Annotated in this window: 23 protein-coding genes; 11 read left to right on the top strand and 12 right to left on the bottom strand. The window is 58.0% G+C overall.

The window, feature by feature from the left end:
• Nucleotides 1-229: 229 nt before the first annotated feature.
• Nucleotides 230-901, top strand: coding sequence for a ribose-5-phosphate isomerase RpiA (gene rpiA / locus NCG89_RS11200; protein WP_251086624.1), 672 nt, complete (start codon nucleotides 230-232; stop codon nucleotides 899-901).
• A gap of 36 nt (nucleotides 902-937) precedes the next feature.
• On the opposite strand, the gene NCG89_RS11195 is transcribed toward rpiA, so the two are convergent.
• Nucleotides 938-1,627, bottom strand: a complete 690-nt coding sequence (locus NCG89_RS11195; RefSeq protein WP_251086623.1) for a fumarylacetoacetate hydrolase family protein — start codon at nucleotides 1,625-1,627, stop codon at nucleotides 938-940.
• Between the two features lie 36 nt (nucleotides 1,628-1,663).
• Nucleotides 1,664-2,218: a peroxiredoxin family protein gene (locus tag NCG89_RS11190; RefSeq protein ID WP_251086622.1), complete on the bottom strand. Its 555-nt coding sequence runs from the start codon at nucleotides 2,216-2,218 to the stop codon at nucleotides 1,664-1,666.
• Nucleotides 2,219-2,315: 97 nt separating this feature from the next.
• On the opposite strand from NCG89_RS11190, the gene NCG89_RS11185 reads away from it, so the two are divergent.
• On the top strand, nucleotides 2,316-2,891 hold the full coding sequence (locus NCG89_RS11185) for a TetR/AcrR family transcriptional regulator (protein ID WP_251086621.1): 576 nt from the start codon (nucleotides 2,316-2,318) through the stop codon (nucleotides 2,889-2,891).
• 45 nt (nucleotides 2,892-2,936) lie between these two features.
• On the opposite strand, the gene NCG89_RS11180 is transcribed toward NCG89_RS11185, so the two are convergent.
• On the bottom strand, nucleotides 2,937-4,349 hold the full coding sequence (locus tag NCG89_RS11180; protein WP_251086620.1) for an FAD-binding oxidoreductase: 1,413 nt from the start codon (nucleotides 4,347-4,349) through the stop codon (nucleotides 2,937-2,939).
• A 91-nt stretch (nucleotides 4,350-4,440) separates the two neighbouring features.
• Between NCG89_RS11180 and serA the strand changes: the two genes are divergently transcribed.
• Nucleotides 4,441-5,667, top strand: a complete 1,227-nt coding sequence (serA, locus tag NCG89_RS11175; protein WP_251086619.1) for a phosphoglycerate dehydrogenase — start codon at nucleotides 4,441-4,443, stop codon at nucleotides 5,665-5,667.
• A gap of 6 nt (nucleotides 5,668-5,673) precedes the next feature.
• On the top strand, nucleotides 5,674-6,045 hold the full coding sequence (locus NCG89_RS11170; protein WP_251086618.1) for a hypothetical protein: 372 nt from the start codon (nucleotides 5,674-5,676) through the stop codon (nucleotides 6,043-6,045).
• A gap of 568 nt (nucleotides 6,046-6,613) precedes the next feature.
• On the opposite strand, the gene NCG89_RS11165 is transcribed toward NCG89_RS11170, so the two are convergent.
• Nucleotides 6,614-7,576, bottom strand: coding sequence for an alpha/beta hydrolase (locus NCG89_RS11165; RefSeq protein WP_251086617.1), 963 nt, complete (start codon nucleotides 7,574-7,576; stop codon nucleotides 6,614-6,616).
• A 165-nt stretch (nucleotides 7,577-7,741) separates the two neighbouring features.
• On the opposite strand from NCG89_RS11165, the gene NCG89_RS11160 reads away from it, so the two are divergent.
• From NCG89_RS11160 to NCG89_RS11150, 3 genes are all read left to right on the top strand, one after another.
• Nucleotides 7,742-9,862 (top strand): collagen-like triple helix repeat-containing protein, encoded by a 2,121-nt coding sequence (locus NCG89_RS11160; RefSeq protein ID WP_251086616.1) that lies wholly within the window; start codon nucleotides 7,742-7,744, stop codon nucleotides 9,860-9,862.
• An 801-nt stretch (nucleotides 9,863-10,663) separates the two neighbouring features.
• Nucleotides 10,664-12,748, top strand: coding sequence for a TonB-dependent siderophore receptor (locus NCG89_RS11155; RefSeq protein ID WP_251086615.1), 2,085 nt, complete (start codon nucleotides 10,664-10,666; stop codon nucleotides 12,746-12,748).
• Between the two features lie 93 nt (nucleotides 12,749-12,841).
• Nucleotides 12,842-14,122, top strand: a complete 1,281-nt coding sequence (locus tag NCG89_RS11150; protein ID WP_251086614.1) for a PepSY-associated TM helix domain-containing protein — start codon at nucleotides 12,842-12,844, stop codon at nucleotides 14,120-14,122.
• Between the two features lie 64 nt (nucleotides 14,123-14,186).
• On the opposite strand, the gene NCG89_RS11145 is transcribed toward NCG89_RS11150, so the two are convergent.
• From NCG89_RS11145 to tkt, 8 genes are all read right to left on the bottom strand, one after another.
• Nucleotides 14,187-15,260, bottom strand: a complete 1,074-nt coding sequence (locus tag NCG89_RS11145; protein WP_251086613.1) for an NADH:flavin oxidoreductase — start codon at nucleotides 15,258-15,260, stop codon at nucleotides 14,187-14,189.
• Nucleotides 15,261-15,297: 37 nt separating this feature from the next.
• Nucleotides 15,298-15,738, bottom strand: a complete 441-nt coding sequence (locus NCG89_RS11140) for a hypothetical protein (RefSeq protein ID WP_251086612.1) — start codon at nucleotides 15,736-15,738, stop codon at nucleotides 15,298-15,300.
• A 158-nt stretch (nucleotides 15,739-15,896) separates the two neighbouring features.
• Nucleotides 15,897-16,421 (bottom strand): hypothetical protein, encoded by a 525-nt coding sequence (locus NCG89_RS11135; RefSeq protein WP_251086611.1) that lies wholly within the window; start codon nucleotides 16,419-16,421, stop codon nucleotides 15,897-15,899.
• 112 nt (nucleotides 16,422-16,533) lie between these two features.
• Nucleotides 16,534-17,139 (bottom strand): hypothetical protein, encoded by a 606-nt coding sequence (locus NCG89_RS11130; protein WP_251086610.1) that lies wholly within the window; start codon nucleotides 17,137-17,139, stop codon nucleotides 16,534-16,536.
• A 491-nt stretch (nucleotides 17,140-17,630) separates the two neighbouring features.
• The gene (gene fba, locus NCG89_RS11125) at nucleotides 17,631-18,695 is read right to left on the bottom strand and encodes a class II fructose-bisphosphate aldolase (RefSeq protein WP_251086609.1); all 1,065 of its coding nucleotides are present in this window, start codon (nucleotides 18,693-18,695) and stop codon (nucleotides 17,631-17,633) included.
• 99 nt (nucleotides 18,696-18,794) lie between these two features.
• Nucleotides 18,795-19,961 carry a phosphoglycerate kinase gene (locus tag NCG89_RS11120; RefSeq protein WP_251086608.1) on the bottom strand — a complete coding sequence of 389 codons (1,167 nt, stop codon included), beginning with the start codon at nucleotides 19,959-19,961 and terminating at the stop codon, nucleotides 18,795-18,797.
• Between the two features lie 127 nt (nucleotides 19,962-20,088).
• Nucleotides 20,089-21,090 carry a type I glyceraldehyde-3-phosphate dehydrogenase gene (locus tag NCG89_RS11115; RefSeq protein WP_251086607.1) on the bottom strand — a complete coding sequence of 334 codons (1,002 nt, stop codon included), beginning with the start codon at nucleotides 21,088-21,090 and terminating at the stop codon, nucleotides 20,089-20,091.
• Nucleotides 21,090-23,087 (bottom strand): transketolase, encoded by a 1,998-nt coding sequence (gene tkt / locus NCG89_RS11110; protein WP_251086606.1) that lies wholly within the window; start codon nucleotides 23,085-23,087, stop codon nucleotides 21,090-21,092. The genes NCG89_RS11115 and tkt overlap by 1 nt, the downstream gene beginning before the upstream one ends.
• Before the next feature lie 225 nt (nucleotides 23,088-23,312).
• Here tkt and NCG89_RS11105 point away from each other — a divergent pair, with 225 nt between their 5' ends.
• From NCG89_RS11105 to NCG89_RS11090, 4 genes are all read left to right on the top strand, one after another.
• Nucleotides 23,313-23,750, top strand: a complete 438-nt coding sequence (locus NCG89_RS11105) for a low molecular weight protein-tyrosine-phosphatase (protein WP_251086605.1) — start codon at nucleotides 23,313-23,315, stop codon at nucleotides 23,748-23,750.
• Between the two features lie 316 nt (nucleotides 23,751-24,066).
• Nucleotides 24,067-25,065, top strand: coding sequence for an ArsR/SmtB family transcription factor (locus NCG89_RS11100; RefSeq protein ID WP_251086604.1), 999 nt, complete (start codon nucleotides 24,067-24,069; stop codon nucleotides 25,063-25,065).
• A 63-nt stretch (nucleotides 25,066-25,128) separates the two neighbouring features.
• Nucleotides 25,129-26,337, top strand: a complete 1,209-nt coding sequence (gene metK, locus NCG89_RS11095) for a methionine adenosyltransferase (protein ID WP_251086603.1) — start codon at nucleotides 25,129-25,131, stop codon at nucleotides 26,335-26,337.
• 96 nt (nucleotides 26,338-26,433) lie between these two features.
• Nucleotides 26,434-26,790, top strand: coding sequence for a four helix bundle protein (locus NCG89_RS11090; protein ID WP_251086602.1), 357 nt, complete (start codon nucleotides 26,434-26,436; stop codon nucleotides 26,788-26,790).
• Nucleotides 26,791-26,836 lie beyond the last annotated feature (46 nt).

Here is a 26,836-nt window from a genome sequence, read left to right as displayed (position 1 = left end):
CATAGAAGCTGTGTTGGAAAATGTCCATACCATAGCATTACGTTAATGCCGGAAATCAAGGAGAATCACTAACCTTATGTCATATATAGGATTTATTAATTAACAAAACCATCAACAAGAGTCACAGCGCCACCCCATTGCGCGCACCATGTCATGCTTCCTCGCATTTCAGGTCCGCCACTTTTATACTTTGCACCTCTTTTAAATCCACTCGAAACGAGGCGTGGCAATGAATCAGGATGCGATGAAAAAGGCAGTCGCCGAGGCAGCAGTCGAGGCAGTGAAGGCCAACGTACTCGACGGCGACATCATCGGTATTGGCACCGGTTCCACCGCCAATTTTTTCATTGATCTGTTGGCCGAGTTTAAAGATGACATTCGCGGCACCGTGGCCAGCTCCGAGGCCTCCGCAGATCGACTGCGCAGCCACGGCATTGAGGTGCTGGATCTCAACAGCACGGGCAGCATTGCGGTTTATGTGGATGGTGCCGACGAAAGCAACCATCGCCTCGAGCTGATCAAAGGCGGCGGCGCGGCACTGACCCGGGAAAAAATCGTCGCCGCTGCGGCACAGAAATTCATCTGCATCGCCGACGAAAGCAAGCTGGTCGACCAACTGGGCGCCTTCCCCCTTCCCATTGAGGTCATCCCAATGGCGCGCAGCTACGTGGCACGGGAAATCGTCAAACTGGGCGGCAACCCGGTGTATCGCGAAGGCGTGGTCACCGACAACGGCAACATTATTCTGGACGTGTACGATTTTATGATCGCCACACCGATGAAAACCGAAGAGCAGATCAACAACATTACCGGCGTGGTGTGCAACGGCTTGTTCGCACTGCGGCCCGCCGACTTACTGCTGCTCGGCACGCCCGACGGGGTAAAAAGCCTGACCGCCTGATCTGCAACTGCGGCAAATTACCATCGAGATGGCCCCCTAAGGCGTCTCGCCACTTGCAGCAAGATGCGCCACCCTGGTGTCAACGCTGAGCAAGCCAACAATCTCCGCCTTGAGCACATCTCCAGGGTAAAGCGGGCCCACCCCCGGCGGCGTACCCGTGATCACCACATCGCCCGGGCTCAGAGTAAAAGTCTGACTGATATTGCTCAGCAGTTCATCAAGGGGAAAGAGCATATCCCGGCAGTTGCCCTGCTGCTGGGGCTGACCATTGCGGCGCAAGCGCAATTGCAACCCCCGCCAATCAGTTACCGCGCCGGCCGGCAAAAAGCCCGACAAGGGGCACGCCCCATCAAAGGCCTTGGCTCGCTCCCAGGGGTGACCTTTGGATTTCAGTGAGCTTTGCAAATCCCGCAGGGTAAGATCCAATGCCAGGCCATAGCCAACCACAGCACTCATGACCTCGGCGGCGTCGGCCCCCTTCAACGGCCGACCGATCAACAAGGCCAACTCCAACTCGTGGTGGCAAGTGCCCAGGCCCCAGGGAATTTGCAGCGGCTCGCCTAACTCGGCCAGCGCCGAGGCGGGTTTCATAAACAATAAAGGTGAACTGGGGATGGGGTTATTCAGCTCCTTGGCGTGCTCTGCGTAATTGCGCCCCACGCAGACGACCTTCCCCGGGGTCAGGTTGCAGGGGGAGCCATCAGTAAAACGGTGCGTGTAAGCCAAAGGAGCCTCTCCATTTGTGCCGGTGCCCAGCTGAATTCAATCCGGCACGTCGCCGGTTAATGCGAACTTTTTCACAACGGCCAGCGGCAGGTGATCCCCCTCATCGCGACCGTAATGCGCGTACTTTACCACTCCATCCTCATCAACGAGCAGGTTAAGGGGCATGGTCGCAACGTGACCGCCAATTTTCAGGGGGATATTTCCCTTCACAACCACCGAATAGCACAACTGGTGAAAACGCATCAGCATGCCCTTCAACACCCCGAGATAGGAACGCTCCACCCCAAAGCGCCGATAGTAGCGGTTGTCTTTGTCGGCCAGGATGGGAAAGGGGGCCTGATGGCGCAGGGCGGAACGACTCAACTCCTGCTGGTCAGCATCAAAGATGGCCACCACGGTAAATTGGTCGCCAAACTCCTGGAAGTGACTAACCAATTGATGGACCCGCAAATTGCAAAAGGGGCAGCTGGCAAAGCGGAAAAAGCTCAGCAGATAGCGCTTGCCCTTCACGGCATCCAATGAAAACACGCCCCCGGTGTAGTCCGGCAGACTCAACTCGGTAATTTTCTCGCCAGCCTCAATTCTTGCCATCGCCAATCGCCTCCACTTATTTTTATACAATGCGCATTGCAAAAAATAACCCAGTCGGGATAATACCGCCATCGCTTTTTACAACCGGCATTGCAAAATGGGCCGCAAAAAAACATTTGCCGAGCAAGATGCCCTTGAGGCCGCCACCCGCTGCTTCTGGAGCGAGGGCTTTGCCGCCACGACATTTCAGCAATTGGAGGCCCACACCGGCCTCAGCGGGCGCAGCCTGATCAACTGCTTCGGTGATAAAGACACCTTGTTTGCTGCCGCCCTTGGCCACTACCGCCAAGCCGTGGCCGAGGAGCTGGCCAGCATTACCGAATCAGGCGCCGCGGCCATCCTGCGTTTTTTCCGCAAGATTGCTGACGCCCCCGCTGACAGCCTGCGCCACCGGGGCTGCCTGATCATCAACAGCCTCGGCGAGGGTCGGGGGGAAGAGGCAAAGGCAAAAGTGGAAATTGAAGCGTTCCGGCAACTACTGCGCCAGTTTTTTCGGGAGGCCCTGCGCCAGGAGAGCATCAAGGGCAAAAAGTCGAAGGCCGATTTCATTCTGACCCTGCTGTGGGGCAGCAGCAGCGAAATACGCCAGCAAGGCAGCACCCAGGCGATAGTACCGGTCATCAAAACCCTGGAAGAATGCCTGGCTAGCTGGCCGAGAACGGCAAAGGCTTAAAGCCTGGGCCCGATAAAGAAGCGGCTTCATTCGAGCCCATTTCGCCTAATCAAAAATTTTGCCGGGGTTCATTACCCCATTGGGGTCAAACACCTGCTTGACCTGTTTCATCAATGCCACTTCCACGGGGCTGCGCGAGTACTCCAGGTAGTTCTTCTTCAACAGACCAACACCGTGTTCCGCCGACACCGAGCCACCGTAGCGCTGCACAATCTCGAAGACACCGGTGCTAACCTTGGCGCATTTTTCAAAAAACTCGTCCTTGTCCATCTCGTCGGGCTTGAGAATATTCAGGTGCAGATTGCCGTCGCCGATGTGACCAAACCAGATAATTTCAAAGTTTGGGTAGGCCGCACTGACCAGCTCTTCCACCGCGACCAGAAAGTCCGGCACCTTGGAGATGACGGTGGAGATATCGTTCTTATAAGGCGTCCATTTTGAGATGGTTTCAGAAATATCCTCCCGCAGGCGCCAGAGGTTACCGAGCTGTTCCAGGCTCTGACTCATCACCCCGTCGAGCACCCACCCCTCCTCAACGCAATCTCCAAACAGCGCCATGGCCTGGGCTTCGGTGGCATCGTTGAGGCGTTCGAATTCGAGCAGCGCATAATAGGGGCAGGCATCCGGGAAGGGCCGCGCCAGACCCGAGTGCGCAATCACCTTTTGCAGGGCCTGCTCAGAGAAAAACTCAAAGGCGGTCAAATCCATCTCCGCCTGAAAGCGGTTAAACAGATTCATGATGCCGCTAAAATCGTTCACCCCCAGCACAAAGGCGGTCAGGTCTTTGGGCGGCCGGGTCAGCTGCATGGTCGCTTCAACGATCAAGCCGAGAGTGCCCTCAGCACCGACGAACAACTGACGCAGATCGTAACCGGCATTGTTCTTCAACAGGCCACGATTCAGATCGAGCACCTCGCCAGCGCCGGTTACCACTTTCAGGCCGGCTACCCAGTCCCGGGTCATCCCATAGCGAATTACCTTGATCCCCCCGGCGTTGGTGGCGATGTTGCCACCAATCTGCGACGAACCTGCCGAGGCAAAATCCACCGGGTAAAACAGCCCCTGTTCGGTGGCAAACTCTTGCAGCTGTTCGGTGACCACCCCCGCCTGACACACCACGGTGCGGTCAATGGGATTGAAGTTGCTGATGTGGTTCATGTAATCGAAGGACACCACCACTTCGCCATTCATCGCCACCGCGCCGCCACTCAAGCCGGTGCGCCCACCCGAAGGCACAATGGCAAATTGCAGGGCATTGGCCTGTTTGACGATGGCCTGGACTTCCTCGAGAGTGCGAGGGAAAACCACCGCCGTGGGCGCAGGCGAATAGGCCTTGGTCCAGTCGCGTCCGTGAGTGCTCAGCACCTCCTCATCAACGCGCACTTTATCGCTGCCGACAATGTCCTGAAGCGCCGCGATAATGGCGTCTGCGGGGGAATAGGAAGAACTGGCCGACATAGTGGGTAAGCCTCACGGGATAGCACTTGGGAAAGGGTTCTATGATATCATAGGCGGCTTTCACTGTACCTCACCGTGAGCGATCTCTCCCATGGCAAAAACCTCCCTCGACAAGGCAAAAATCAAGTTCCTGCTGCTTGAAGGGCTGCACCAGTCCGCCGTTGATGCCTTACATGCCGCCGGCTACACCAATATCGATTATTACCAGAAAGCGCTGCCCGACGACGAGCTTAAGGCGAAGATCGCCGATGCCCACTTTGTCGGCATTCGCTCGCGGACCCAACTCACCGCAGAGGTGTTTGCCGAGGCAAAAAAACTGATCGCCGTCGGCTGTTTTTGCATCGGCACCAATCAGGTTGACCTGAAAGCGGCGACTGAGCACGGCGTGGCCGTGTTCAATGCCCCCTTCTCCAATACCCGTTCCGTGGCCGAGCTGGTCATCGCCGAAGCCATTTTGCTGCTGCGCGGCTTGGCCGAGAAAAATGCCGCCGCCCACCGTGGCGTGTGGATGAAATCGGCCGTGGGCTCCTATGAAATTCGCGGCAAGCGCCTGGGCATTATCGGCTACGGCTCTATCGGCATGCAGCTGTCGGTGATGGCCGAGAGTCTGGGTATGGAAGTGTGCTTCACCGATGTGGTCAACAAACTGCCGCTGGGTAATGCGGTTCAGGTAAGCCTGGGAGAACTGCTGGCCACCTCGGATGTGGTCACCCTGCATGTGCCGGAAATTGCCTCCACCCAGAACATGATTGGCGCAGCCGAACTGGCGCAAATGAAAGCCGGCGCCATTCTGATCAACGCCGCCCGGGGCACCGTGGTGGATATTCCCGCCCTGGTCGATGCACTGCGCGACAACAAACTGGCCGGCGCCGCCATTGATGTATTCCCGGAAGAGCCGCGCAGCAACAACGACGAATTTATTTCGCCACTGCGCGAGTTCGACAACGTCTTCCTGACGCCTCACGTGGGCGGCTCCACCATCGAGGCCCAGCAAAACATCGGCCTGGAAGTGGCCGACAAGCTGGTGAAATACTCCGACAACGGCACCACCACCTCGTCGGTGAACTTCCCCGAGGTTGCCCTGCCAGCCCACCCCGGCAAACACCGTTTGCTGCACGTTCACCGCAATGTGCCGGGCATTTTGAGCGCCATTAACCAGATCTTCTCCGAGAACCAGATCAACATCTCCGGCCAGTATCTGCAGACCAACGACACCGTAGGTTATGTGGTAATGGACATTGATCAGGCCTCCAGTGATCTGGCCCTGCAAAAGCTGTCCCAGATTCCAGACACCATCCGCTGTCGGATTCTGTTCTAAGCCGCTATGGCCAACATTCTCAGCCCCGAGCTGGCCGCCCTGATGGATTCGTCCGCCGTAGTCGGCCTCAGCTACTTCGACGTTGACGGCGCGCCCCTCCAGCAACGCATGCTGGCGGGCACCGTGGTGCGGGTGACCGTGAAAGATGGCATCACCCTGCGCCAGGCCAACGACGACGAATTCACTCTGCCCAGCTCCGTTGCCCCCTGGTTTATCGCTCCCAAGGGCGACTACCGCACCAGCGATGGCAGCAGCATCAGCAACCCGGATTATCTGGTGACCTGGAACGTGCACCGCTGTCAGGACAAAGACAAACCCGAGGGTGAACACCAGTGGTGGGAGTGGGTGGCCAATACGACGCCGCCGTCGGTGGGGTAGCAGAACGCTGGACGCTAGACGCTAGACGCTAGACGCTAGACGCTAGACGCTAGACGCTAGACGCTAGACGCTAGACGCTAGACGCTAGACGCTAGACGCTAGACGCTAGACGCTAGACGCTAGACGCTAGACGCTAGACGCTAGACGCTAGACGCTAGACGCTAGACGCTAGACGCTAGACGCTAGACGCTAGACGCTAGACGAGCATGATTTGGCACCGGCGCATGTCAAGCATTTAGCGCACTTTTTTTATTTCAACGCCAATCTCTATTCAGCGTCGCCCCCAAGACGAACTCCTAACTCCGTCGCCCCGGCCCCCGAGCCGGGGCCCAGTTGCTCCCATGCCCAAACCCCCTGGATTCCGGATCGCAAACAGCGCGTCCGGAATGACGACAACCCAACGGCCTTGTCGCCCTCAAGACGAAATCCCACCTCTGTCGCCCCGCCCCCCGAGCCAGGGCCCAGTTGCTTCCATACTCAAACCCCGCTGGATTCCGGATCGCAAGAGGCGCGTCCGGAATGACGGATGCCTGCAATCCTCCAGAGGCGCCGCGTCGGACGTCCGACGTCAGACATCCGTCTCAGCAAACAAAAACCCATCACAGGCCGTCCACAGCTGGGCACGAAACCGCTCCCCTTCCTTCACCAGGTGGTGACGAGCACCGGGCACCATCACCAGCTCGCGAGCTGGGAATTTGCTGGCAATTACCGGCAGGTTGTAGCGCCAATCAACAGTTTCATCGGCGTCACCCTGCAGCACCAGCACTCGGCTATCGACCGGGTCGAGGCGGTGATACCAGGGCAGCCATTTCTTTAGAGCGCCAACCCAACTTAGGGGCAAACGCCGGGGCTGCAGCGGATCTCGCTCCCGCAGGAATTCCAGAAAGGCCTGATCGTCGGAGTTGTCGGCAAACTTCCGTGGCAGGCTGTGGATGAAATACTTGAGCACACTGTGGGCGGGCTTGCCCCACCACCAATCCATCGGCCGCACTAGGGGCGCCATCAGCACAGACCGGTCAAAATCGGCCGCGCCACCATCAAGCAGATGGGACATCACAATCGCGCAGCCCGTACTCTGGGCCAGGGCCACCCGCCGGGCAGGCAAATCAAAGGGGGCAATGGCGTCAAAAGTGTCGCGCAACACCTGTCGGTAGGTCAGAAAGTCATCAATGGCCGCTCGTTCCCCCGATGACAGACCGTGACCGGGCAAGTCGGCCGCCACCACCGAGCAGCCATGACGCAGGCAATACTCAATGGCGTTGTTGTACAAGCCCACATGATCGTAAAAGCCGTGGTAGATAAACGCTGTGCTGTGCGCGTCGGGCAAACTGAACACCTGAGTCGCAATGGCCTGGCCACCGCTGTCAAACTGCCCCAGATAATGGCGCAAACCCGGAAAGTCCTTTTCCAGGTCCAGGCCATAATAAGCCGCATAGGCCGGTCCCCAAGGCAGCAGAACAAGGCTGCTGTCCCGGGACAGGTGCGGCAACGCCGGTAACGAAAACTGGTCAATCCCTTCCGGCCACAGCATACCCGCGCGCCCTCCAAAAAATGTCCATGCTAACTGAATTCACCTTTCGCGAAACCGAAAACCGCCCCTCAACGTAGGCAACTAGCCTACATCACAAAAATAGGCGCATGAGTCAGAAAAGCTTCACCCACCGCTACACCCACACTCTTACCGACAGGTGAATTCATGAAGCAAGATATGGAAGTTAGCCAGCCAGCCCCACTCTCTCGCCCCTCCTTCAATCGCACCTTCTTCGCCGCCGCCCTGCTTACCACCGGACTCGCCCTCTCTGCATGCAGCGATGGTGATGATGGCGACCGCGGCCCGCAAGGCCCAGCCGGCGCCGACGGCAGTCCCGGCGCCCAAGGCCCCCAGGGTGATGCCGGCGATCGCGGCCCCTCAGGCACCGACGGCCAACCGGCCTTTCCCGCCGCAACAATTTACGTGGCCAGCAATGGTGGCGGTGATACCAATGTCCGGGTGCGGGACGAATCCCTCGCCCTGCTCAATAGCTACAGCACGGGCGGCAATGAAGGCGTTGTAGTCGACCACGCCAATCGCCTGGTCCAGGCGCAAGACGCCAGCGCGCCCGCCAGCCTGATCACCAGCTGCAACGCGCCGCTGCGCAGCACTGGCGACGCCAGCTTCACCCTGAGCGGCGGCAATACCGGTCTGGCATCGCCCAAGGGGATCACCCGCATTGATGAAGCCGGCCTGATCGTGGTCGCCAATGTGTCCGCCAACAACCTGCTGGTATTCGGGGCCAGCGCCGCCGGTGACCAGGCCCCACTGGCCACAATCGCCCTCGGTACCAATGCCTGGGATACCACCTACGACGCCAAAGCCGACCGCCTGTTTGTTGCCCAGGTTGATGGCTCAGTTGCCGTCTACGATGACTTCCTGGAAACCCTGCCCGGCGCCGCCACGCCTCGGGTCTTCACCTCCGCCACCGCCGGCGCTACCACCAACTTCCATGGCATTGATTACGACGCGGCCGGCGACCGCATAGTGGTCAGTGATGTGGGCTCCGCTGCCGATGCCACCGATGGCAGCCTGTACGTCTTTGAAAACGCCAGCAGCGCGACCGGCGCCGTCACCCCCAGCGTCACCATCAGCGGTGCCAGTACCCTGCTGGGTAACCCGGTGGACCTGCTCCTGGACGGCGGCGATGTCCGCATTGCCGAAAAGTCTAACGACGCCATTCTGATCTACCGCAATATCTTTGAAAGCGCCGGCGGCGACATCGCGCCCGACGTGGTATTTGCCACCACCAAGCCCGAATCTATCGCCGTCATACCCGCTGGGCCGGGCAAACCCGGTGCCACCGATCTGGCCGATACCAGCGTGCCCTACTCGCTGCTGTTTACCAGCAACCCCAGTGCCGGCACCGACGGCCTGACTTTCAGCATCAGCCGCAACGTGACCAGCCCGGCCTCCCTGTTTGATGCTCTTGGCGCCAGCGGATTAACCGACCTGGAAAACATCGTCCTCGACCAGAACGGCGATGCCTATATCGCCTTTGACGCCGCCAACCCCGGGATTGCAGTCATCGGCGCCATCGCTGACCGCAGCGGCGAGATCTTTGATCTGGGCCGGGACCGGATTATTCAGGGCGCCAGCACTGGCCTGATCACGCCAAAGGGGTTGGAGATTGCTGACGACCTGGGCTTGCTCCTGGTGTCGGACACCGGCACCAGCGGTATCGAAATTTTCAGCACCTGCGACAGTGGCGATGTGGCCCCCGTTGCCAGCCTACCCGGCACCGGCACCCCCTGGGATAGCGACTACGCCCCCAGCATCGATACCCTGTTCGTTGCCCAAACCAATGGCACCATCGATGTCTATGAAGGTTTCTCCCTCAACCTGGGCGCCGACGGTCCGAGCACCACCATCACCCCACAATCGGGTGGTGCAGGTCTGGCCACGGCAACTGGCGCACTGGCCTCCAACCTTCATGGCATCCGTTACGACCAGCGCTCCGACACGCTAATCGTCGCTGATGTGGGGGTAGGTGCAGGCGGCGCATTCAGCACCGACGGCGCCCTGTTCACCATTGAGAACGCCAGCTCAGCAGGCGGTAATGTGGAAGTAGGCAAGTTGGTATTCGGCCCCGCCACCGGCCTCGGCAACCCGGTCGATATCGCCTTTGACGGTGCCGACCTCTACGTTGCCGAGAAAGCCAACGGCGGCGGGGCGATTCAGGTGTGGCGCAACTTCCTCACCGACGCCAGCCTGACTGGCAACGTGGCGCCCAGCGCCTCGGTTGCCGCAGTGGCACCGGAGTCCATAGTGATCAGCCAGAAGTAATCACTTACCCACCCTGTAATATGCCGGCCCTCGGGCCGGCTTTTTTTGTGTGCCTTATTGGGTGAATGGCCGAACGCCGGAAAAGCCACCCACCGGAAGAGCTCATCGCCATATCCCTGCACATCCCCACACTCCCGCAACGGAAGAGCCCATAAACGAAAACGCCAACTCCAAACCCAGTGCCAACGCCGGTGGACCCTTCTCCTCCGCGCTGCTACGGATCAGGGAACGACCGGAGCGGTATGGCTCACCGAATACCGCCGCAGCGTGCATCGGCCCCAATGCCCACTCCCCACTCCCCAAAACCATCATCTCTGACGCGCAGCGGAAGAGCCCACAAACGAAAGCACCACCGACAAACCTGCTGCCAATCCCGGTGGACCCTTCTCCTCCGCGCGGCTAAGGATCAGGAAACGACGCCAGAAGCCGGGCATGCCGAATGCCGGCTCGGCCTGCAGCCGCCAGCCAAACACCCTCGGCTCCACCCAAACCGCCTTCTCTGACGCGTAGCGGAAGAGCCCACGAACGAAAGCACCACCAAACCCCGCGCCAATGCCCACAGCCCCCCTCCACCGTGCTGCTACGGATCAGGGAGCAACCTAAGAAGCCGGGCATTCAGATTGTCGACCTGGCGTCTGGCCACCAGCTACCGGTCAAAAACCGACTCCAATGGATACCTCGAAAGCAATTATTTAATGATAACGATTTGCATTTAGATTTTAACTACCTATAATCCGCTCCTAACAACATCCTTTGCGTTTACCCCTGCAATCTCTTTACAACCCAATGGCGAGACTCATCATGGCAACCCGTTTTCCATCGCCCCTCAGCGTGGCCATTACGCTGATTTCCCTTGGCCTGGGCAATACCACTCTGGCTCAGGATGCCAACCAGAAATCAACTCGCAGCGCAGATCAAACGGCGCTGGAATACGTGAACGTCTACGGCGAGCAGGGCGAAACCAATACCGCCACCAAGCTCGATCTGACCATCTTTGAAACCCCGCAAACCGTGACTGCGGTCTCCCGGGCCCAGATGGATGACTTTCTGCTGACCAAGGCCAACGACGTTCTCGATTACACTCCCGGCGTGACCGTGGAAGAGGTGGAAACCCATCGCACGTACTACACCGCCCGGGGATTCGACATCGTTAACTTCCAATACGATGGTGTAGGCACCCCCTTCGCCTTTGGTCTGGTTCAGGGTCAGTCAGACACCGCCATCTACGACAAAGTCGAAGTGGTCAAAGGCGCCGCCGGCCTGGTTACCGGCCTGGCTAACCCCTCCGCCACCATTAACTTTGTGCGCAAGCGCCCCAACGAGGCCCTGCAGGCCAGCGCCCGGGCGTCCGTCAATGAATGGAATGGTTACCGGCTGGACGGCGATGCCTCCGGCGCCCTTGCCGAAGGGGTTCGCGGCCGGGTAGTGGTTGCCACGGAAGATGGCGAGTCTTATCTGGATCGTCTGGAAGAGAGTACCAACCTGTTCTACGGCGTACTGGAATTTGACCTGAGCGAGGCCACCCTGCTCACGGTGGGCCACAGTTACGACAACAACGAAGCCGACGGCATTCTCTGGGGCGCCCTGCCACTGAACTACGCCGACGGCAAACAAACCAACTACGACGTGTCCACCAGCAGCGCCACCGACTGGGCCTTTCGCAACACCGAAGAAAACCAATCCTTCGTCGAGCTGCAGCACAGAATCACCGATCGCTGGACCGCCAAGGCGGTGTACTCCTACACCGATACCGACATCGAATCCGAGCTGTTCTACGTGGCCGGCTCACCCAACCGGGACGAAACCGGTCTGAGCGCCTACACCGGCCGCTACCTGAATGGGGTAAAGCGCGACATGCTGGATATCTCGATCTCCGGTTTTGTCGAAGCCGCCGGACGCGATCATGAAGTGGTGCTGGGCTACAACCGCGCCGACGTGGAGATCACCGGCGCTGGCTTCGTCAACTTCGCCACCGGCTACCCCACCCTGGGCGCCGATTGGGCCGAGGGCAACACCCCCCGCCCCGACTTTGTCGACGACAACGGCGGCAGCGATGTGGAGCAGGAGCACCGCGCCTTTTACGCCGCCACCCGCATCAGCGTCACCGACCAGCTCTCCGCCCTGCTGGGCACCCGCCGGGCCGACTATGAGCAAACCGGTCAGAACTACGGCGCCGACGCCCGTCAGCAAGCAGACAAATCGGTGCCCTTCTATGGCCTGACCTATCAGCTCACCGACAAGCTGATGGCCTACGGCAGCTACTCCGAAGTGTTTTCACCGCAGGTGTTTGTCGACCCTCAGCTGCGCCCCCTCGGCCCCATTGAAGGCGAGAGCACCGAGGTCGGTGTGAAAATGTCCTTCAATAATGAAAGCGCGATCCTGACCCTGGCCGCCTTTCAGTCGGAAATTGAAAACTACGGCGTGTATGTGGGTGACCACCCCAACGGCACCGCCACTTATGATCCGCGCCACCAAGAGAGCGAAGGCTACGAAGTCGAACTCTCTGGCCAGTTCAGCGAAGGCCTGAACCTGGCGGCCGGCTATACCTACGTCAATGTAGAAGATGCCACCGGCGGTGACGTACCCTACATTCCCGAGCACATGATCAAAGCGTCGGCGGCTTACCGCATTCCCGGTATGCCCAAGCTGAAAATCGGCGGCGTGGTGAAATGGCAAGAGCACACGACCACTCCCACCGATAGCGCCGAGCAGGATGGCTACGCCGTGCTGGACCTGCTGGTCAGCTACCAGCTGACCGACAAGATCACCGCTGCGATTAATATCGACAACGTCACCGACGAGAAATATCTCAACAGCCTCTACTGGGATCAGGGCTATTACGGCGCCCCCCGCAATGTCGAGCTGTCGGTGACCTGGCAACTCTAACGCAGGGATCGCTTTACCTCGGGTCGGCGCTGTCTTCAGGCAGCGCCGACATTTTGCGTTTAGTCACACCCCATACGACCTGGAATCAGCACCATGCGCAGCTTCTTCACCCTCGCCCATCGCTACCTTGGCTTAGGTATCGCCCTGTTTCTGATCGTCACCGGCTTAACCGGTGCGATCATCTCCTGGGATCACGAGCTGGATGAATGGCTGAACGGTCACCTGCTCGACGCCGCAACACCTGGCACACCCCAAAGCGCCACCGCGCTGGCCCACCAGGTTGAAACGCAATTTCCCCAGGTGCAGGTCACCTACTATGAAACCGCCACCGAACCCGGCCACAGCTACTATTACTGGGTGGAGCCACGGGTAAACCCCGACACCGGCGAGTTGTACAAGCCCGGCTTCAATCAGATTTACGTCGATCCGGTCTCCGGCGAAATTTTGGGCATGCGTGAATGGGGTGCGGTGTGGCCCGTCAGCCGGGAAAACTTTGTGTCCTTTCTGTACATGCTCCACTTCAGCCTGCACATTCCCGAGTTCAACGATATTCACTGGGGTGTATTGCTGCTGGGTGTTGTTGCTCTGATCTGGACGATAGATTGCTTTATCGGCTTTTATCTAACCCTGCCAAACAGGCGCAAACAGCGCAGCGAAAGCGACACCGCAGGCAAGGGCAAATCCTGGTGGCAACGCTGGGCGCCTGCCTGGAAGATTCGCCGCAATGCCGGCTCCTACAAACTGAATTTTGACCTGCACCGGGCCTTTGGTTTGTGGACCTGGGTCCTGCTGTTCACCATCGCGTTTACCGGCTTTTCGCTAAACCTGTACCGTGAAGTCTTCTTTCCTGTCATGAGCCTGGTGTCTGACGTGACCCCAACCCCCATCGACAGCCGCACGCCTTCCGGCCACCACAATCCGATCCAGGCCAACTTTGGTTTTGAGCGCGCCATTGAACTGGGCGAGCAGGAAGCAGCGCAGAAAGGCTGGACCGAGCCTGTGGGCAGCCTGTGGCACGCCATCGAATTTGGCATTTATCGGCTGGAGTTTTTTACTCCCGAAGAAGGCCACGGCGCCGGCGGTGTTGGCCACAAGGCCATTTACATCGATTCAAAAACCGGCGAAAACCTGGGCGACTGGCGCCCTTGGGAGGGCACCGCCGCCGACCTGTTTGTGCAGGCCCAGTTTCCCCTCCACTCCGGCCGCATACTCGGCCTGCCGGGGCGGATACTGATTTCAGTTATGGGTGTGGTGGTAGCCATGCTCAGCATCACCGGCATTATTATTTGGGTGCGCAAGCGGCGGGCGCGCATATTGCGGGCTGAACGTGCCCGGCAGGAAGAAGCGGGTATGGAGTACAGCGCATCACAGTGATGGGCCGCGCTCTCCTGGGTGGCCCATGGGCTGCTTGATAGTCGATGCGCAGTTTTGAGCTTAATTACCCCTCAACAAACCCCTTCCAGGTGGCCATATAGTCGACAAAGGCAGGGCCCAAACCCTGCTCTTTCAGATAGGCGGCCGTCACCGGCAAACTGGCCATACGAAAATCAGGGTCGCGCTTGATCTGGCGCGGAAAGTCGAAATGTAAAACCGCAGCCCGCCCCGGCATCACAAAATCGGCGCCTGCCGCAAGGCAGCGCCGCACGTCTTCCGCCGAATAGATTTTGCCAGCCACCCCCAGGCGCACTTCTCCCCGGGGCAGCTCGGCAAACCAGTCGATCAGCGGGCGCCCTTTAAAACGAGTGTCCTCGGGCTCTTTAAACGCATCCCACAAACTCATATCGATAAAGTCCAGCTTGCCGTCCTCACACAGCTGCCGAAACAACACCCGCATCTCCGCGATATCGATATCAAAGCGCTCCGGCGACAGGCGAATGCCCAATACAAAATCAGGCCCGCAACGTTCGCGGATACCACTGATAACCTCCAGCAGCAGACGGCAGCGGTTTTCCAGCGAGCCGCCGTATTCATCTTCACGACGGTTAATCACCGGGCTCAGAAACTGGGCAAGCACATAGCCGTGGGCACCGTGCAGCTCTATACCGTCAAAGCCGGCGCGCTGAACCCGCTCAGCGGCGGCAATAAAGTTATCCCGCAGTGTATGCACTTCGGCGAGGGTCATCGCCCGGGCTTTAAACTGGGCATGATCAGAGGGACAAAGCGGGCTACCGTCAATCGAAGCATGGGCGCGCATACCCGCATGATGCAGCTGTACCAACGCCAGACTACCCGCCTGTTTGATGCCCACCGCCAGGCGGCTTAAGCCCTCAATATGCAGATCATCAAAGCAACCCAGCTGACCGGGAAAGCCCATGCCCTCCGGCGACACATGCGACGCGCAGGTCATGGTGGTACCAAAACCACCCTGGGCCCGCATCGTGAGCCAATGGTATTCGTCATCCGACAGGGTGCCATCGGCATGGCTCTGCAGGTTAGTCAGCGGCGCCAGCATAAAGCGGTTGGCCATGGCGTGGCCAGATTTGAAGGACAGCGGTTCGAAGGGTGATGTCATTGTATGAGCCTTGGGAGCTTGTGCTTACTTGTCAAATCTAGTCGGTAGTGAGCACGCGCTCAATCGCCGCATGATCAGTGTAATCGCTATATTGCACCATAGCCCTCATAACATCCTGGTTTGCCATCAGCTCTCGCATAGCAACCTGACCCACTAGCCCAAAGGCATTTTCAACCGCCAGTGGATCATCCTGACTCGATTCCTTTAGCTCTTCCGGGCATTGCCCTACCAACAGGCTGGTGATTAACCCACCAATATACTGGTCACTTTCCATCACTTCCTGATCTGTAATTTTGGAATAGGGCTTCAAATCCGGATGCGACGCCATCGAAAGAAAAATCCATTTTGCTAACAGCTTTCTCTGCTTTCCATTCAGGCTATCAACCATGCAGGCGCCTAAAGAATTAGACTGAGCAATCGCCACACCCGGCAAAGTCAAAACAGAGGCGAACAGCGTAAAAATCAAAAACTTTTTCATCAAAATTTCCTTACTAGTAATTTTTCAATTTTGCTTGCCGGGGAAAAGGGTTAGACCCTACAGAAACAGAGTCACCCATTTATCGTTGAGATAGGCGTCTACTACTTTTTGGGGGAGGATACTCTAGGCCACGAAATTCCCCGACCTGCCTTTGATTGTTATGAATTTACTCTTACCTTTGCCCATTGTAGAGAATCAAGTAATGCCTTACCCAAAAGCCGCTGGATATCTTCCTCCTGTATAGAGGACTTGAACAAAAACCACGCCTTCAGGCTCATTGCTTTTGATAAGAACTCTCGCCAGCTCATGGTAGATTTCGCAGAGAACTCACCTAGAACCTTACCATCTCTTAGCCTGCGAAGACGAACTCTTGTTTTAACACTTGGGCGCCAGAGGAGAGGAATCAGGGGGTCACTGCAAAGCATGATGTCGGTGCCGACTTGGTACTTGGTAACAGCAATATCAAGCACAACCGCATTCTCATCGAGGGCTTCGGTCGGCTCCATCGGCAACGCTAAAAGGTCGACTATCCATTGCTCTAGATCATTTGGGGTATACTGGCTATAAGAATCTAATTCGATTAATGCCTTAAACTTGCTTCTTTCGTTTACAAAAATTGTTCCTATGTACAATTTTGATTTAGGGCTTCTTTTTTTAAGTTTTTTATATATCTCTTGCAGCATAGATATTTCTCAGTCCATATAACGCCCTCACTCAGGGACATTGAAGCAACGCGCATGCCGTCCCAGCAACGCACCCTTATCGCGTTGCTGCAGCAGTCGCTTGTTAATTGCGTTACCGTCGAATATAAGGTTCCAAAAGCTCTTCAAAGTACTTAACCGATGATCGGATTTGCAAAGAAAGTTCATCTTCAGCTTCACGGCTTGCCGATACATCTTGACGATATCTTATGATTACATCATCTCTGGGGTTATCAATCCCACGATACTCTTCAGTAATAAGTTCTTTGATAGAGCGCACAAGCCTGTTAAAACTCGCATTAATTTTACGACCCTGCTCTTTTACTTCACTTCCCCACAGTACTTCACCCTCAATCAGAGTGGTGTCGAGAGAATTCATCGCTTCAATCAGTGGCTCTAACCTATTCTTGTATACGTGCCACGTTGCGTCAGCCCTGTCTTTCGTTGATTTCTCGCTTGGATGCTTTGATGAATATTCTGATGGGAACTCGGATGCATCCAGCCAGCCTGAACGAACGATTTCAAAGTTATTTCTTACGCTGCAAATGGACGAAAGCAACTCTTTCGCAGCGTCGAATCGTACTTTCCCCTGATGTTCCTCTCGCCATTTATTCAAGCCATAAATGGCCACATACATAGTAGTCATCGCCGCAAGAGACAGCACTACATCTTTGAATATCGGTAACCATTTTAAAATCATGCAGATATCCATAAGAAACTAACCGCGCATTAATGAGGCAAACGGCCGCATAATAATTATTAGCGTGAAGTCATCATAATTTTCACTCCTCGTTTCGGCCTTTTCCAACCCACTAAAATGGTTAAACATTTTTAGCTCGCCAACTGCAGCGCCGGGAAAACCGCGGAACGTTCACGATAGCAGACCCGCACCGGCTTCGGAGCGGTCATTGGAGAGCGAAAGGATGAGGGGAGTTCACGTCCATGTCGTGTTCGCCTTTTCTCGCTTCCATTCATGTTTAGCTGCTACACAGATCGCCATTGCCGTGCGACTTCTGTTTTTCCGACAATCAGTATTCCACAGTCTTTCAGGGCAGAAAATACTTCGAGATTAGTTGCAGTGAGAGCCGAGAATCGCTGGCCAATCTTATCACCCAACACGGCCACATAACGCAGCCAAAAAAAACGGCCGCCCGAGGGCGACCGTTACAAATAAGCCGTAGCTGACTCGGTTTATTTCACTTTCGGGTCCAGCTTGCCAGATTCGTACTCACCAAACATGGCTTCCAGGCTCAGTGGTTTGATCTTACTGGCATTGCCGGCGGTGCCGAAGGCTTCATAACGCGCTACGCAAATGGCCTTCATTTCGGTGATGGTTTCCTTCAGGTATTTGCGCGGGTCAAACTCGCTGGGGTTCTTGGCCATAAAGCGGCGAATGGCACCGGTAGAGGCCAGGCGCAGGTCAGTGTCGATATTCACTTTGCGCACACCGTATTTGATACCCTCAACGATTTGCTCGACGGGCACACCATAGGTTTCGGGGATTTCGCCGCCAAATTCATTGATGATGGCCAGCCAGTCCTGGGGCACGCTGGAGCTGCCGTGCATAACCAGATGGGTATCAGGAATGCGGGCGTGGATTTCTTTAATGCGACCAATGGCCAGAATGTCATCTGACGGCGGGCGGGTAAATTTGTAGGCGCCGTGGCTGGTGCCGCAGGCAATGGCCAGGGCATCGACACCGGTTTTAGAGACGAAATCGGCCGCCTCTTCGGGGTCGGTGAGCATCTGGTCGTGGCTCAGGGTGCCCTCTGCGCCCACGCCATCTTCTTCGCCGGCCTGCCCGGTTTCCAATGAGCCCAGGCAACCCAGCTCACCTTCAACCGACACGCCACAGGCGTGGGCCATTTCTACCACGGTGCGAGTCACGTCCACGTTGTAGTCGTAGTCGGTGGGGGTTTTGCCATCGGTGCCCAGGGAGCCGTCCATCATCACCGAGCTGAAGCCCAGTTGAATGGAGCGCTGGCAAATGGCGGGGCTAGTGCCGTGATCCTGGTGCATCACCACCGGAATCTCGGGGAATTCTTCAATGGCCGCCAGAATCATGTGCCGCAGAAAGGGCGCTCCCGCGTATTTGCGGGCACCGGCTGAGGCCTGCATGATCACCGGGCTGTTGGTGGCCCGGGCCGCTTCCATGATTGCACGGGTCTGCTCGAGGTTGTTGACGTTAAAGGCCGGCACGCCGTAGCCATATTCGGCGGCGTGATCCAGCAATTGACGCATGCTGATAAGTGCCATAGTAAGTCCCTGTTTGTATATACCGTTGTGAGTTTGCAGAACGCTCGACGGGAGATGGAAACGCTACGACTGTCGCGGCGCCTCCCGTCCAGCGTCTCCCTATTTGTTCGCAGCCCGACTTTCCAGTACCGCAACCGCGGGCAACACCTTGCCCTCTACGTACTCAAGAAATGCACCGCCGCCGGTGGAAATGTAGGAAACCTTGTCGGCAATGCCGTATTTGTCGACGGCTGCAAGGGTGTCACCGCCTCCGGCAATGGAGAAGGCGGAGGAATCGGCAATGGCGGCGGCAATGGCGGCGGTGCCGCTGCCGAATTGATCAAATTCGAAGACACCCACCGGGCCGTTCCAAATGATGGTACCAGCCTCTTTGAGAATGTCAGCCAGGGCGGCGGCAGAGTCGGGGCCGATATCGAAAATCATATCGTCGTCGGCAACATCCGCCAGGGATTTGAGGCTGGCGGGCTCGTGCTCGTCGAACTTCTTGCCCACCACCACATCAGTTGGCAGGGGGATTTCACACTTGGCCATCAGTGACTCGGCCTGGGGAATCAAATCGTTTTCGCACAGCGACTTACCGACATTGTGGCCGGCAGCAGCGAGGAAAGTATTGGCAATACCACCACCGACAATCAGCTGGTCCACTTTCTCGGACAGGGTCTCCAGCACGGTCAGCTTGGTGGACACCTTGGAGCCAGCCACGATGGCGACCATGGGCCGGGCGGGTTCCTTCAGGGCTTTTTCCAGATTCTCCAGCTCGTCGGCCAGCAGCGGGCCGGCGCAGGCGACGGGGGCAAATTTGGCCACGCCGTGGGTAGAGGCCTGGGCCCGGTGGGCAGTGCCAAAGGCGTCCATCACAAACACGTCACAGAGGGCCGCGTAGGCTTTGGACAGGGTTTCGTCGTCTTTCTTTTCACCCTTGTTAAAGCGCACGTTTTCCAGCAGCACCAACTGGCCGTCTGCTACCTCAATGCCCTGTTGCCAATCGGCAACAAGGGCTACGTCCTGCCCCAGCGCCTCTGAAAGGTACTTGGCGACGGGCTTGAGGGAGTATTGCTCCTCGTATTCCCCCTCGGTGGGGCGGCCAAGGTGTGACATCACAATGACCTTGGCACCCTGCGCCAAGGCCTGCTGCAGCGTGGGCAGGGCCGCCCGCAGACGCGCATCAGAGGTAATGGTGTCGCCTTTTACCGGCACATTGAGGTCTTCACGAATCAGGACGCGCTTGCCAGCGAGGTCAAGGTCGCGCATTTTCAGAACGGTCATACTCGTTTCCCTATGAGATTTTTCTTTCTAAACAATCTGTTGCCGCGCTCCGGGCGGCCTGCCAGCCTACCGAAATCAGATTGCAAACAGACGACGGCCATTTGCAATCCCGGCCTGGGTACCAAATTTAGTGCAACCAGTGTGCCACTACATCGAGCATCCGGTTGGCATAACCCCACTCGTTATCAAACCACACCAGCACGCTGGCCATATCCCCCGCGACCCGGGTTTCGCCCGCGTCGACAATACATGAGCGGGGGTCGTGGTTGAAATCGCAGGAAGCCAGCAACTCGTCGCTGTAACCGAGAATTTCTGCAAGCCGCCCCTTGGCCGCCATCTGCAGCGCGGCATTCACATCGCGCTGGGTCACCGACGCCCGCAGGGTGACACTCATTTCCATGGCGGTCACGTTATGGGTGGGAATACGCACGGCACGGGCTTCAAAACACCCATCAAGGGCCGGCAGAATGCGCCCGATGCCCGCCGCCAGACCGGTATCAACGGGGATCATCGACATGCCCGCCGCCCGGGTTTTACGCAGGTCAGTATGGTGGTAACCGTCGAGCACCGGCTGGTCGTTCATTGCCGAGTGGAGGGTGGTGATGCAGCCGTGGCGCACCCCAAAGGCCTGGTGCAACACATCAATCACCGGCGCAATGCCATTGGTGGTGCAGGAGGCATTGGAAACCACCCGCACCTCGGCGTTCAGCTCGTGATGGTTAAGGCCATACACAATAGTGGGCAATCCCGCTTCGCCGGGATTAGACAGCAGGACGTGGCGCGCCCCCTGGATGATGTGTTTTTCCAGCTCCTGCTGACGAACAATTGTGCCGGAGCAGTCCAGCACCACATCAATATTGTGGCGGGTCCAGTCGATGTCCTGAAGCTGCTCGTGATGACTGATGGCAATGGTGTCGCCATTGATCCGCAGCTCCCCGGCGGATGCCTCCACCTTGCCAAAAAAACGGCCGTGGGTGCTGTCGTAGCGGGTCAGGTGGGCGATGGTTGCCAAATCGGCCGGTTCATTAATGGCCACAATCTGCATGTGATCCCGGTGGGGGGACTCATACAGGGCCCGCAAAACACAGCGGCCGATTCGGCCGTAGCCATTAATGGCCAGACGCAACATTAACTGAGCATTTCCTCGACGGCTTCAACCACGGCCTCAGAGTCGATGCCGAAGTGCTCAAACAACGCCGCCGCCGGAGCAGATTCGCCGAAGCTGTCCATGCCGATAATGCGACCGTCCAAACCCACATACTTGTACCAGAAGTCTTTGTGAGCAGCCTCAATGGCGACCCGGGCCAGAATGTTGCTGGGCAGCACCGACTCTTTGTAGTAGGCGTCCTGGGCATCGAAGGTGTCGGTGCTGGGCATGGACACCACGCGCACGCGGCGGCCGATTTGCAGCAACTTGCCTTTGGCTTCCATGGCCAGCTGCACTTCGGAACCGGTAGCAATAATGATGGCCTCGGGCTCGCCGTCGCAGTCGCTCAGCACGTAGCCACCCTTGGCCACAGCGGCAAGCTGGGCTGCATTGCGGCGCTGATGGGGCAGGCCCTGGCGGCTGAAGATCAGCGCGGTGGGACCATCGTTGCGCTCCAGCGCCGCCTTCCAGGCCACTGCCGACTCGGCCATATCACAGGGCCGCCACATGGACATATTGGGGGTGCCGCGCAGCGAGGCCAGTTGCTCGATGGGCTGGTGAGTGGGGCCATCTTCACCCAGACCAATGGAGTCGTGGGTGTAAACAAAGATGCTGCGCTGCTTCATGATCGCCGCCATGCGCACGGCATTGCGGGCGTATTCCATAAACACCAGGAAGGTGGCGCCGTAGTTGATGAAGCCGCCGTGCAAGGCAATGCCGTTCATCATGGCCGACATCCCAAACTCGCGCACACCGTAGTGCAGGTAGTTACCGCTGGCATCCTCGGCGGTGATGGCCTTGTAGCCTTTGAAGAAGGTCAGGTTGGAGCCGGCCAGGTCGGCAGAGCCGCCCAGCAGTTCGGGCAGCATTTGAGCGTAGGTGTCCAGACAGAGCTGGGAGGCCTTGCGAGTCGCCACATCTTTGGCCTCGTCCTGACAGCGGGCGATAAACTCCTGGGCCTGGGCGTCAAAGTCAGGGGGCAGCTGGCCCTGGGTGCGGCGCAAGAACTCGGCAGCCAGTTCAGGGTAATCCGCTTGATAGGCCGCAAAGGTTTCATCCCAGGCGGCTTCGGCCTGGGCACCGGTATCACGCGCATCCCAGCCCGCATAGATGTCTTCTGGCACCTCAAAGGGGCCGTGGGACCAGCCCAGGGCTTCCCGGGTCAGTACAATTTCGTCATTGCCCAGCGGTGCGCCATGGGATTCTTCTTTACCCTGCTTGTTGGGCGAGCCCTTGCCGATCACCGTTTTGCAGCAGATCAAAGTGGGCTTGCCGGTTTCAGCGCGGGCGGCCTCGATGGCCTTGGCCACCTCGGCACTGTTGTGGCCATCCACTGCGGGGATCACCTGCCAGCCGTAGGCGGCAAACCGGGCGGGGGTATCGTCGGTGAACCAGCCTTCCACTTCACCGTCGATGGAAATGCCGTTGTCGTCATAGAAGGCAATCAGTTTGCCCAGACCCAGGGTGCCTGCCAGTGAGCAAACCTCATGGGAGATGCCCTCCATCATGCAGCCGTCACCCAGGAAGACATAGGTGTGGTGGTCGACAATCTCGTGACCGTCACGATTGAATTGGGCGGCCAGTACTTTCTCGGCAACCGCCATGCCCACGGCATTGGCAATGCCCTGCCCCAGCGGGCCTGTGGTGGTTTCTACCCCCGGCGCGTAGCCGTATTCGGGGTGACCCGGGGTTTTGCTGTGCAGCTGGCGGAAGTTTTTCAGGTCATCAATGGACAGGTCATAACCGGTCAGGTGCAGCAGTGAGTAAATCAGCATCGAGCCGTGGCCGTTGGACAGCACAAAGCGGTCCCGATTGGCCCAGCTGGGGTTGGCAGGATTGTGTCGCATATAGTCCCGCCACAATACTTCGGCGATATCCGCCATGCCCATGGGAGCGCCGGGGTGACCCGAGTTGGCTTTTTGGACGGCATCCATGCTGAGGGCGCGAATGGCGTTAGCGAGGTCGCTGCGAGAGGGCATCGGGAGCTCCTGATTTACTGGTCAAAGATCGCGGGTGATAAAAGAGGCGGTATTTTCCCTTACCGGCTCCAAGACAGCAAATAGCAGAACCGTAAAAATGGCCATTTATCCTCGTCTGGCGGGAAATAGGCGGAAATCCCCACCGAATTGGGGGATTCCCTTGCGCCCCGCTCCCCCGCCGGGGAAAATTACCCCCTCCCAAGGATTGCTCAGGACCTGGTCTGGATGTTCAAAAATATTCTTTTGGTCTGCATCGGCAATATCTGCCGCAGCCCCACCGCCGAATACATGTTCAAACACAAATTGGCGGGCAAGCCCGGGCTGACCATCCACTCCGCCGGACTCGGCGCCCTGGTCGATAAACCCATTGACGAAACCGCCGGCAAAATTCTGCTTGAACACGGCATTGATGCCAGCGAGCACCGCGCCCGGCAATTGCGCTCCAGCATTTTGATGGAGGCCGACCTGATTCTGGCAATGGAGCAGGAGCACCTGAAGGGCATCAGCGAGATCGCGCCTCAGGTGAGCGGCAAGGCCTTTTTGCTGGGCAAGTGGTCGCAAAATGAAAAGGTGCCCGACCCCTATCGCAAAAGCCGGGAAGCCTTTGACCACGTGTACAAGCAGATCGATAAATTCACCGACGACTGGCTGAAGTACCTGTAAGCTCGCCCTTCCCCCGAGCCGAGGACGGGCCAAGGCCCAGCCAACATCACCTCCTCCGCACTTTGGATTCCGGGTCGCTAAAAGCGCGCCCGGAATGACATGCTTGGTCACAAGACTGAAAACCCTCCGCCCCAATGTCGTCACCCCGGCCCCGAGCCGGGGTCCAGCGTTACCAGACTCAAAGCGGCTCACCCTTTCCAGCATGCACATCAGGCGGTTAGCCGGGGCCCATCGCGGCAACAAACAACAACTCAACCCCAACAAGCCTATATCAAAATATTTTGATATAGGCATCTACCCTGTTAAACTGCCCCGCATGTTAAGCAGCCCCCTGCCCACTACCGTCGCGGATGAAGGCGACAACGACGCTCTGCTGCGCTTTTGCAAAGCAGCTGCGGACGGCCTGCGCCTGCAGATTCTGCGGGTGCTGAGCCAGGACACCTACACGGTGCAGGAGCTGTGTTCGATTTTTGCCATCCGCCAGTCAGGGATGAGCCATCACCTGAAAATTCTGGCCACCGCGGGCTTGGTCACCAAACGGCGGGAAGGTAATAGCTTGTTTTACCGGCGCAGCGTGGCGCCGCCCGGGGCCCTGGCAGAATTGCACAGCGCGCTGATGAGCAATGTTGATGACATCGCCCTGGATAGCGACACAGAGACAAGATTGGCGACCGTGTTCAAAGAGCGGGCGGCGTCATCCAGCGCCTTCTTTGCCGACAATGCCGACCAGTTTCGCCAGCATCAGGAGCAGATGGTCGACTTTGATGTGTACGGCACCAGCACCGCCGAGTTGCTTGCCAGCCAGCAGCCCAGGGGGGGCGAATTAGCGATTGAAATTGGGCCCGGCGAGGGCGCATTTCTGGCTCCATTGGCTGCCCGCTACCGCCGGGTGATCGCCCTGGACAATGCCGAATCGATGCTGGGCCGGGCACGCACATTTATTGAAGCGCAGGGGCTAGCCAATGTGGAAGCCCTGCTCGGGGATAGCAGCTCTCCGCAACTGCCCGAGGGTCAGGCCGACTGCGTGGTCGCCAATATGGTGCTCCACCACGTGCCGTCACCCGGCGATATTTTTGCCGATGTGTGGCGTCTGCTGCGCGGCGGCGGCATTTTTTGCGTTACCGAGCTGTGTCACCACGACCAGAGCTGGGCCCGGGAAGCCTGCGGCGATATCTGGTTGGGCTTTGAACCCGATGACCTGAGCCAGTGGGCCCAGTCGGCAGGATTTGAGGAAGGCCCCGCCGCTTACCTCGCCCAGCTCAATGGCTTTCGGGTGCAGGTTCGACAATTTGTAAAACCCGGCAGTAATACTTAAAACCGAACCCTAGTGATTAGCCCCGGTGTTTGGCCGGCGAATTAAATGAGGAATGCGACAACCATGTCTGACTACAGCCTGTTTACCTCCGAGTCTGTCTCTGAGGGCCATCCCGACAAGATGGCGGATCAAATCTCTGACGCCGTACTCGATGCCATTATCGCCCGGGACAAATACGCCCGGGTCGCGGTGGAGACCATGGTTAAAACCGGTATGGCCATTGTCGCTGGCGAGGTCACTACCTCTTGCTACGTGGACCTGGAAGATATTATTCGCGACGTGATCACCGGCATTGGCTACAACAGCTCCGACGTGGGTTTTGACGGCGCCAGCTGCGCGGTGCTGAATGCCATCGGCAAACAGTCCGTGGATATCAACCAGGGTGTTGACCGGGCCAAGCCCGAGGATCAGGGCGCCGGCGACCAGGGCCTGATGTTCGGTTATGCCACCAACGAAACCGATTCGCTGATGCCCGCACCGCTGTTCTACTCTCACCGTCTGGTTGAGCGTCAAGCCTACCTGCGCAAAAACGGCGCGCTGGCGTGGCTGCGTCCCGACGCCAAAAGCCAGGTGACCCTGCGCTATGAAAACGGCAAACCCGTGGCCGTCGACGCCGTGGTGCTGTCGACCCAGCACAGCCCGGATATCTCCCAGGGGGTCCTCCATGAGGCCGTGCGGGAAGAAATTATCAAGCACGTGCTGCCTGCCGAGCTGCTCCACGTCGGCACCAAATTTCACATCAACCCCACTGGCAAATTTGTGATTGGTGGCCCCGTGGGCGACTGCGGCCTGACCGGCCGTAAAATCATCGTCGACACCTACGGCGGCATGGCCCGTCACGGCGGTGGCGCCTTCTCCGGCAAGGACCCCTCAAAGGTCGACCGCAGCGCGGCATATGCTGGCCGTTACGTGGCCAAAAACATCGTCGCCGCCGGTCTGGCCGACCGCTGTGAAATTCAGGTGAGCTACGCCATCGGCGTCGCCGAGCCCACGTCGATCTCGATCAACACCTTTGGCACCGGCAAAGTCAGCGACGACAAACTGATCGCCGCCGTGCGCGAGGTTTTCGACCTGCGCCCCTACGGCATTACCAAAATGCTCGACCTCGCCCACCCGGTTTACCAACCCACGGCGGCCTACGGCCACTTTGGCCGCGAGCCCTATGAGCACACCTACACCTTTAAAGAAGGCGGCGAGCAGCGCAGTGAGACCGCCACTGCGTTTAGCTGGGAGAAGACGGACAAGGCGGAGGCGCTGAAGGCGGCGTTGTGAGGCGGGCGGCCGGCGCTCCGGAGACGCTGGACGGGAGACGGTAGACGCAAAGGCGGGACACCAGCCTTTGAACCCGATACTAAATAGGAGACTGCCATGGAACGGCGGCATATCAGGATGGATGTTTGGCGGGATGCCATGGCATTAGTTCAGCAGGTTTATGAGCTAAGCAGCCGTTTTCCGGACGATGAGCGATTCGGGCTAACTAGCCAGATGCGGCGCTCGGCAATCAGTGTGCCGAGCAATATCGCCGAGGGCGCAGTCCGAGACCCAGACAAAGAATTTTTGAGATTTTTATTTATTGCCAGAGGATCACTGGCGGAGCTGGAAACACAAATGATCATCGCCACACAACTCGGCTACGTAGAGCAAGAGCAAAATTGGCATCCAGAACTCGAGCGTGTGTTTGCAAAACTTGCCGCTCTAATTAATCGACTCAGGGCTAGGGGCTGAGCGCTTTTGCGTCTCCCGTCTCCCGTCCAGCGTCACGCAAACGAGG

Source organism: Spongiibacter taiwanensis (genome assembly GCF_023702635.1).
Classification (GTDB): domain Bacteria; phylum Pseudomonadota; class Gammaproteobacteria; order Pseudomonadales; family Spongiibacteraceae; genus Spongiibacter; species Spongiibacter taiwanensis.
The sequence above is the reverse complement of the archived record's forward strand: the minus strand, read 5'-3'. Positions and strand labels throughout refer to the sequence as shown.